This window comes from Kineococcus siccus (genome assembly GCF_009906795.1).
Classification (GTDB): domain Bacteria; phylum Actinomycetota; class Actinomycetes; order Actinomycetales; family Kineococcaceae; genus Kineococcus; species Kineococcus siccus.
This window is the reverse complement of sequence record NZ_JAAALN010000354.1, coordinates 1-2,417: the sequence shown is the minus strand read 5'-3', so window position 1 is coordinate 2,417 and position 2,417 is coordinate 1. Positions and strand designations below refer to the sequence as shown.

The 2,417-nt window shown below is 75.8% G+C and carries 2 protein-coding genes; both read right to left on the bottom strand.

Features of this window, described 5'->3' with window-relative positions; translation table 11 throughout:
- The coding region (locus GTR02_RS21325) for a DEAD/DEAH box helicase (RefSeq protein WP_205709771.1) at nucleotides 1-1,640 on the bottom strand (1,640 nt) is incomplete at its 3' end.
- Between the two features lie 324 nt (nucleotides 1,641-1,964).
- Nucleotides 1,965-2,189, bottom strand: coding sequence for a DUF3107 family protein (locus tag GTR02_RS24785; protein WP_166609475.1), 225 nt, complete (start codon nucleotides 2,187-2,189; stop codon nucleotides 1,965-1,967).
- Between the last annotated feature and the right edge of the window lie 228 nt (nucleotides 2,190-2,417).

Below are 2,417 nucleotides of genomic sequence, written 5' to 3'. Positions count from 1 at the left end.
GTCCCGGCGGCCGCGTCCGCCGCGGTGGTCGGCGGGGTGGAGGCCGGCGCGGTGGCGTCCGAGGCGGTGGCCGGGCCCGCCGCCGCGGCGGGGACCTCCGGCGAGGTCTCGGCGCCGTGGACCGTGCGACGGCGCTCGCGCTGCCGGCGGGGACGCGGTGCCTCCGCCGGCTCCGGGGCGCCGCGGCGGGCGGGGCGTCGGCTCTTGGCCGCCCCGACCTCGCCGATGTCCTCGATCTCCTCGGCCTCGAGGCCCGCGCGCGTGCGCTGACCCCGGGGCAGCCGGCCGGTCGTCCCCGCGGGGATGCCCAGGTCGTCGAAGAGGTGCGGGGACGTGGAGTAGGTCTCCGGCGGCTCGCCGAAGCCCAGTCCGAGGGCCTTGTCGATGAGCGACCAGCGGGGCAGGTCGTCCCAGTCGACGAACGTCACCGCGATGCCGGTGTTGCCCGCGCGCGCGGTGCGGCCGATGCGGTGCAGGTAGGTCTTCTCGTCCTCGGGGCACTGGTAGTTGATGACGTGCGTGACGTCCTCGACGTCGATGCCGCGGGCCGCGACGTCCGTGGCGACCAGCACGTCGACCTTGCCCGACCGGAAGGCGCGCAGGGCCTGCTCGCGGGCCCCCTGACCCAGGTCGCCGTGGATGCTGGCGGACGCGAACCCGCGCTCGGCCAGCTGCTCGGCGACGGAGGCCGCGGTGCGCTTGGTGCGGCTGAAGATGATCGTCAGCCCGCGCCCCTCGGCCTGCAGCATCCGGGCCAGCACCTCGACCTTGTCCATGGCGTGCGCGCGGTAGGCGTACTGCGTCACGGCCGCGACGGTCGCGCCGTCGTCGGTCGGGTCGATCGCGCGGATGTGCGTGGGCTGGCGCATGTAGGAGCGGGCCAGCGCGACGACCGCGCCCGGCATCGTGGCCGAGAACAGCATCGTCTGGCGCGCCGGGTGGGTCTGCGCCAGCAGCCGCTCGACGTCGGGCAGGAAGCCCAGGTCGAGCATCTCGTCGGCCTCGTCCAGCACGACGCACTTCACCTGGGACAGGTCGAGGTGCTTCTGCTGCGCCAGGTCCAGCAGGCGGCCCGGGGTGCCCACGACGACGTCGACGCCCTTGACGAGCGCGTCGATCTGCGGTTCGTAGGCACGCCCGCCGTAGACGGTGAGGATGCGGGTCTTGCGGACCCGGCTGGCGGTGGTCAGGTCGCCCGCGACCTGCACGGCCAGCTCGCGGGTCGGCACGATGACCAGCGCCTGCGGCTTGCCGGGGTGCGGCAGCGCCGCGTAGGCGTCGTCGCCGAGGACGGCGGCGCGCTGCAGCAGCGGGACCCCGAAGCCGAGGGTCTTCCCGGTGCCCGTCTTGGCCTGGCCGATGATGTCGTGGCCGCTGAGCGCGACGGGCAGCGTCATCGACTGGATGGGGAACGGGGTCGTGATGCCGGCGCCGGCGAGCGCCTCGACGATGCGCGGGTCGACGTCGAAGTCGGCGAACGTCGGGGCGGGCCTCGCGGCGGCTTCCTCGACGGCCGCGGCGGCGACGGCCTCGGCGTCGCTGATGGTGGGGATCCCGGCGGCGTCGAGCTCGGCCGTCCGGACGGTGTCGGCCGCGGAGGTGGGGCTGTCGGGCGCGGTGGTGTGCTGCGTGTCGGTCATGCGTCTCCCGGAAGGGGCGGCGGCTCTCACCGGACCGCGCGCCGGGGCCGCCGCAGATCTGCCTGCGGGGATCCTTCACGGGGCTGTCGAGCGGTGTGGAGAGCCGCGAGGCGGCGGTCGGCAGCCGATCGTGACTGGCGACCGGGCAACCATGAACGTCACCATGGTAACCGCGACGGCCCCTCGCGGGCACGCGCGGTGCAGGACGGTGCCCCGGCGCACGGACGCCACCGCTGCCGGGGCAGCGGTGGCGCGGGTCGTGCGGGGTGCGCCGCGCCGTCGCCGCGACCCGCGTGCGGGGCTCGTGACGGCGGCGCGACGTCCTCAGGACAGGCCGAAGCCCACCTTCCGGACCTCGGACGCACCGATGTCCACGTAGCCGAGCGAGGCCACCGGGACGACGAGCAGGCGGCCCTTCTCGTCCTTCAGCTGCAGGGTGCCGCCCTTCGTCAGGGCCTCGGTGACTGCCGCCGTGATCTCGTCGCCCTCCTGGGCCGACTCGAACACGAGCTCGCGCGCCACGTTCTGCACGCCGATCCGAACCTCCACCGCTGTCCCTCCCGGGTCCTCGAGCACCCGCGCCCGCCGGGTCCGGCGGCGCGGTTCCTCCTGCGAGGCTAGTCGGAGGAGGACCGGGTCGCGCGAGCCGTTCGCCGCGGGCGGACGGGCCCCGGCCCGCGGCGGCCACGGCCGCACCCGCGGGACGCCGACGTGCCGGGTGCTCGCCCCCGGCCCCCCGCGCCCCGGCTGGCATGCTCGGGGCGTGCCCTCCCGTCC